This window comes from Bradyrhizobium sp. (assembly GCF_019244115.1).
GTDB lineage: Bacteria > Pseudomonadota > Alphaproteobacteria > Rhizobiales > Xanthobacteraceae > Bradyrhizobium.
On record NZ_JAFATE010000776.1, the window covers coordinates 1 to 5446 of the forward strand.

At 65.8% G+C, this 5446-nt stretch carries 6 protein-coding genes; 5 read left to right on the plus strand and 1 reads right to left on the minus strand.

What is annotated here, in order from left to right; genetic code table 11:
- The 5 genes from trpB to JOZ76_RS33210 all read left to right on the plus strand — a co-directional run.
- The coding region (gene trpB, locus JOZ76_RS33190) for a tryptophan synthase subunit beta (protein WP_291705605.1) at nucleotides 1-807 on the plus strand (807 nt) is incomplete at its 5' end.
- Entirely contained in the window at nucleotides 804-1637 is an 834-nt protein-coding gene (gene trpA / locus JOZ76_RS33195) for a tryptophan synthase subunit alpha (protein WP_291705606.1), read from the plus strand. The genes trpB and trpA, both read left to right, overlap by 4 nt.
- Nucleotides 1638-1724: 87 nt before the next feature.
- Nucleotides 1725-2669, plus strand: a complete 945-nt coding sequence (gene accD / locus JOZ76_RS33200; RefSeq protein ID WP_291705607.1) for an acetyl-CoA carboxylase, carboxyltransferase subunit beta — start codon at nucleotides 1725-1727, stop codon at nucleotides 2667-2669.
- Nucleotides 2666-4009, plus strand: a complete 1344-nt coding sequence (locus tag JOZ76_RS33205; protein WP_291705608.1) for a bifunctional folylpolyglutamate synthase/dihydrofolate synthase — start codon at nucleotides 2666-2668, stop codon at nucleotides 4007-4009. Before accD ends, JOZ76_RS33205 begins: the two co-directional genes overlap by 4 nt.
- A gap of 6 nt (nucleotides 4010-4015) precedes the next feature.
- Nucleotides 4016-4756, plus strand: a complete 741-nt coding sequence (locus JOZ76_RS33210; RefSeq protein WP_291705609.1) for a metallophosphoesterase family protein — start codon at nucleotides 4016-4018, stop codon at nucleotides 4754-4756.
- A gap of 11 nt (nucleotides 4757-4767) precedes the next feature.
- Here the strand turns inward: JOZ76_RS33210 and JOZ76_RS33215 are convergent.
- A partial coding sequence (locus JOZ76_RS33215; RefSeq protein WP_291705610.1) for an ATP-dependent DNA ligase occupies nucleotides 4768-5446 on the minus strand: 679 nt, incomplete at its 5' end.

Genomic DNA, 5446 nt, shown 5'->3' on the forward strand with positions numbered 1-5446 from the left:
GGCCTCGAATGCGTGGTCTATATGGGCGCGGTGGACGTCGCCCGTCAGGCACCCAACGTGTTTCGCATGGAGATGCTCGGCGCCAAGGTCGTCCCGGTGCAGTCGGGCACGCGCACGCTGAAGGATGCGATGAACGAGGCGCTGCGCGACTGGGTCACCAACGTGCACAACACCTTCTATTGCATCGGCACCGTGGCCGGCCCGCATCCCTATCCGATGATGGTGCGCGACTTCCAGTCGGTGATCGGCACCGAGACGCGGGCGCAGATGCAAGAGGCCGAAGGCCGCCTACCGGACACGCTCGTCGCCTGCATCGGCGGCGGGTCCAACGCCATGGGCCTCTTCCATCCGTTCCTCGATGATCCCAGCGTGGAGATTTTTGGAGTCGAGGCTGCAGGGCATGGACTGACGCAGCTGCATGCGGCATCGATCGCGGGCGGCCGCCCTGGCGTGCTGCACGGCAATCGCACCTATCTCTTGATGAATGACGACGGCCAGATCCAGGACGCGCATTCGATCTCGGCCGGACTCGATTATCCCGGCATAGGGCCGGAGCATTCCTGGCTGCATGAGATGGGCCGCGTGAAATATCTGTCGGCGACGGATGATGAAGCGCTCGCGGCCTTCATGCTGCTGTCGCGCCTGGAGGGCATTCCCCCGGCGCTCGAGTCCGCGCACGCGATTGCCAAGGTCACCGAGCTCGCGCCAAAGCGGTCGAGGGATCATCTGATGGTCCTCAATCTGTCGGGCCGCGGCGACAAGGATATTCCGCAGATCACGGAGATCCTGAAAGGCAGGCAGCAGTGACGCGCATCGACGCCCGCTTCGCCCAGCTTCGGCGAGAGAACCGCTCCGCCTTCGTCAGCTTCGTGATGGCCGGCGATCCCGATCCAAAAACCTCGCTTCAGATCATCAAGGCGCTGCCGAAGGCTGGCGCCGACCTCATCGAGATCGGCATGCCCTTCACCGATCCGATGGCCGACGGTCCCTCGATCCAGGCCGCCGGTCTGCGCGCGCTCAAGGCGGGCATGACGCTCAAGAAGACGCTGGCGCTGGTCGGCGAGTTTCGCAAGGACGATGATGCGACGCCGCTGGTGCTGATGGGCTACTACAATCCGATCTACATCTACGGCGTCGAGAAGTTTTTGAGCGACGCGAAGACCGCCGGGGTCGACGGGCTGATCATCGTCGACCTGCCGGCCGAGGAGGACGAAGAATTGTGTCTGCCGGCGCTGAAAGCCGGCCTGAACTTCATTCGCCTGGCCACGCCGACCACGGACGACAAGCGCCTGCCCGCGGTGCTCGCCAATACCTCGGGCTTCGTCTACTACGTCTCGATCACCGGCATCACGGGGGCCGCCGCCGCCGATTCCAAAATTGTCGCCGAGGCCGTCGCCCGCATCAAGCGGCACACCGACCTGCCGGTCTGCGTCGGTTTTGGCATCAAGACGCCGGAAGCGGCGCAGGCGATTGCGGAACGCGCCAACGGCGCCGTGGTCGGCACCGCGCTGGTCGATGCGTTGCGCGCCAGTCTTGATGTCGACGGCCAAGCCACAGCGGGAACCGTTAACGCCGTCGCCGAACTTGCCGCGTCGCTCGCGCAAGGCGTGCGGGGTGCTCGCCAGGCCGCCGAGTAGGTTCGTAATGCCGGACCGGCTGCTTGCCGGTCCGTCCTCAAGCGGCCATATATCCAGTCGACTAACGCTGGTCATTCGGAGCGAAACATGAACTGGCTTACCAACGTGGTCCGGCCAAAGATCCGCAACATTCTCCGCCGCGAGACACCGGAGAATCTGTGGATCAAATGCCCCGATTCCGGACAGCTCGTGTTCTACAAGGACGTCGAAGCCAACCAGTTCGTGATCCCCGGCTCGAACTACCACATGCGCATGGGCGCGGTGGCGCGGCTGAAATCGATCTTCGACAACGAGACCTGGTTCGATGTGGCGCTGCCCGAGGTGACAGCCGACCCGCTGAAATTCCGCGACGAGAAGCGTTATGTCGATCGGGTCAAGGATGCGCGCGCCCGCACCGGGCTGAACGACGCAGTCAAGGTGGGCTATGGCAAGCTCGAAGGCGCTGCCGTTGTCATCGCGGTGCAGGATTTCGACTTCATGGGCGGCTCGCTCGGCATGGCCGCGGGCGAAGCGATCGTGCGCGGGCTCGAGCTTGCGGTCGAGAAACGGTCGCCCTTCATCGTGTTCGCGGCTTCCGGCGGCGCGCGCATGCAGGAAGGCATCTTGTCGCTGATGCAGATGCCGCGCACCACGGTCGCCGTGCAGATGCTGCGTGAGGCGCGCCAGCCCTATATTGTCGTGCTCACCAATCCGACCACGGGCGGCGTCACCGCCTCCTATGCGATGCTCGGCGACGTTCAGATCGCCGAGCCCGGCGCCCTGATCGGCTTTGCCGGCGCGCGCGTCATCGAGCAGACCATCCGCGAAAAACTGCCCGACGGCTTTCAGCGGGCCGAATATCTGCGCGACCACGGCATGGTCGACATGGTGGTGCATCGTCACGATCTGCGCCCGACACTGGCGCGGCTCTGTCGCCTGTTGACGAAATCGCCGGCGCTCGCGACTGCGCCCAAGCCGGCGCCGCAGGTTTCCGTCGAACCTGAGGTCGTCGTCCCCGCGGCCGAGCCGTCGCCCGCCGTGCCGCACGCGTGAACGCCCCCGCCGCCCACCCGCAGCCCTCGATCGACGATCTGATCGCGCGGTTGTCGACCCTGCATTCGACCCGCATCGATCTCAGCCTCGATCGGATGCATCGGCTGCTGCAACAGCTCGATCATCCGGAACGGAAGCTTGCGCCCGTCATCCACGTCGCCGGCACCAACGGCAAGGGATCGACGGTCGCTTATCTGCGCGCGATTCTCGAAGCCGCGGGCCTGCGCGTCCATGTCTTCACCTCGCCCTGGCTGGTCCGCATCAACGAGAGCTTTCGGATCGGCCGCAAGGGCGGCGGCGTGCTGGTCGGCGACGACGAGTTGCGCGAGGTGCTCGAATATTGCGAGCGCGTCAATGCGGGCGCGCCGCTGACGTTTTTCGAGGTCAAGACCGCCGCCGCATTCTGCCTGTTTGCGCAGAACCCTGCCGACGTCGTGCTGCTGGAGGTCGGGCTCGGCGGGCGCTTCGACTCCACCAACGTCATCGAGCAGCCCTTGGCGAGCGTGCTGACCCCGGTCAGCATGGACCATATGGAATTCCTCGGCGACACCGTCGCGGCAATTGCCGGCGAGAAGGCCGCGATCATCAAGCGTGGCGTGCCGGCGATCTCTGCCGAGCAGACGGCCGAGGCGATGGCGGTAATCGAGGCGCAGGCGAAGCGCATGCATGCGCCGCTGTTTGCCGCCGGCGAGGGCTGGCACGTCAATGTCGAGCGCGGCCGGCTGGTCTATCAGGATGAGCGCGGCTTGATGGACCTTGCGGCGCCAAAATTGTTCGGGCGGCACCAGTTCGACAATGCCGGCCTCGCAATCGCGGCCTTGCGGACTGTCGACAGCCTGAAGATCGGAGCCGCGGCATTCGAGGCGGGAATCGTCAATGCCGAGTGGCCGGCGCGGATGCAGCGGCTGGCCTGCGGCGCGCTCGCCGATCTCGGACCACCGGGCTGCGAGATCTGGCTCGATGGCGGGCATAATGCGGAGGGAGGGCGTGTGGTCGCCGCCGCGCTCGGCGACCTCGAAGAGCGCGTATCGCGGCCGCTGGTCATCATTGCCGGCATGATGGGCAACAAGGATGCCGCCGCTTTCCTCGCCAATTTCGCCGGGCTCACACGCCATATCATCGCCGTCCCGATCCCCGGCGCCGACAATGCGATGCCGCCGGACCGCCTCGCGGCCGCCGCGCGCGGTCTCGGTATGCGGGTCGAGATTGCGGATGGCGTCGAACCGGCGCTGCAGGCGCTCGCCAAACTCGCCTATGAGGTCCCGCCGCGCATCCTGATCACCGGCTCGCTCTATCTGGCCGGGCCGGTGCTCGCGCTGAACGGCACGCCGCCGCGATAGGTTCCGATGCGTTTCGCCGCGATCGCCGACGTCCACGGAAATTATCTCGCGCTCGAGGCCGTCGTCGCCGATATCCGGCAAAATGGCATCCGAGACATCGTCAATCTTGGTGACATGGCGAGCGGCGCGCTCGATCCACGGCGCACCATGGATGCGCTGATGGGGCTGGATGCCGTGCACGTGCTCGGGAACCATGACCGATATCTGATCGATCGGTCGCCAGAGCAGATGGGATCGTGGGACCGGCCAGCGCATGCGCAGCTCGATACGCACCATCTCGATTGGCTGCGCACGATCCCGGCCTCGCGCATATTCAAGGATCGCGTCTATCTCTGTCACGCGACGCCCGCGAGCGACGAAATGTACTGGCTGGAAACCGTCATGGCTGACGGCACCGTGCGGATGGCGCCGTTGCTGCAGATCGAGGAGATAGCGCGTGGCGTCGAGCAGGAACTCATCCTGTGCGGCCACAGCCATCTGGCGCGGGCGGTGCGGCTCTCTGACGGCCGGCTGATCGTCAATCCCGGCAACGTCGGCTGCCCCGGGTACCGCGACACTCACCCTTATCCACATTTGATCGAGACGGGTACGCCGGAGGCGCGCTACGCCATCCTGGAAGATGCGAAAGACGGCTGGCAGGTCACTTTTCGCCATGTGCCTTATGACCACGCTGCGATGGCGGAGCTGGCGCACCGCAACGGTCAGCCGGAGCTCGCCGCCGCACTGGCTACCGGCTGGATCGGATAGCGACGCGATCATCACACCAGCAGCTTCATCGGATCGGCTGCCTTCTGCTCGAGCTGGTCGAAGCTGCATTGCCGCGGCGCCTTGTCGGGCCGCCAGCGCAGGATCGAGGTGCCGTGGCGAAAGCGGTCGCCGGAGAAGTGGTCGTAGCAGACCTCCACCACGAGCTTCGGTTTCAGCGGGCTCCATTGCGCCGAACGCTCGGTCGACCAGCGGCTCGGCCCGCCCGGCGCGTTGCCGGTGAAGCCCGGCAGCGCGATCAGCGGTTCGAGCTTGTCGGTGAGAGCCGGCTTTTCGTCCTGCTTGATGGCGGAGGAGAAGCCGACATGGTGCAACAGCCCGGCCTTGTCATAAAGCCCGAGCAGCAGCGAGCCGACCACCTTCCGCCCGCCGATCCGGTTGCTCGCATAGCGGAAGCCGCCGACCACGCAATCGGCGCTGCGGAATTTTTTGATCTTCTGCATGCCGTCGCGATTGCCGGCCTGATAGGGCAGGTCGCGGCGCTTGGCGATGACGCCGTCGCAGCCGCCGCCGGACCGGGCCAGCCATTTTTGCGCTGTGGCGTAGCGCGTCGTCGCCGGCGAGAGATGGAAGGTCGGGTTGCCCTTGAGCGTGCCTGTGGCGAATGCCTCCAGCGCCGGCCGGCGCTCGCCCAAAGGCGCCGCGGCGAGATCTTTCTGGTCTGCCGCCAGC

What these genes read in the sequence shown, in the direction of transcription:
- JOZ76_RS33210 (WP_291705609.1), top strand. Translation starts at nt 4,016, where the DNA reads ATGCGTTTCGCCGCGATCGCCGACGTCCACGGAAATTATCTCGCGCTC.
- accD (WP_291705607.1), top strand. Translation starts at nt 1,725, where the DNA reads ATGAACTGGCTTACCAACGTGGTCCGGCCAAAGATCCGCAACATTCTC.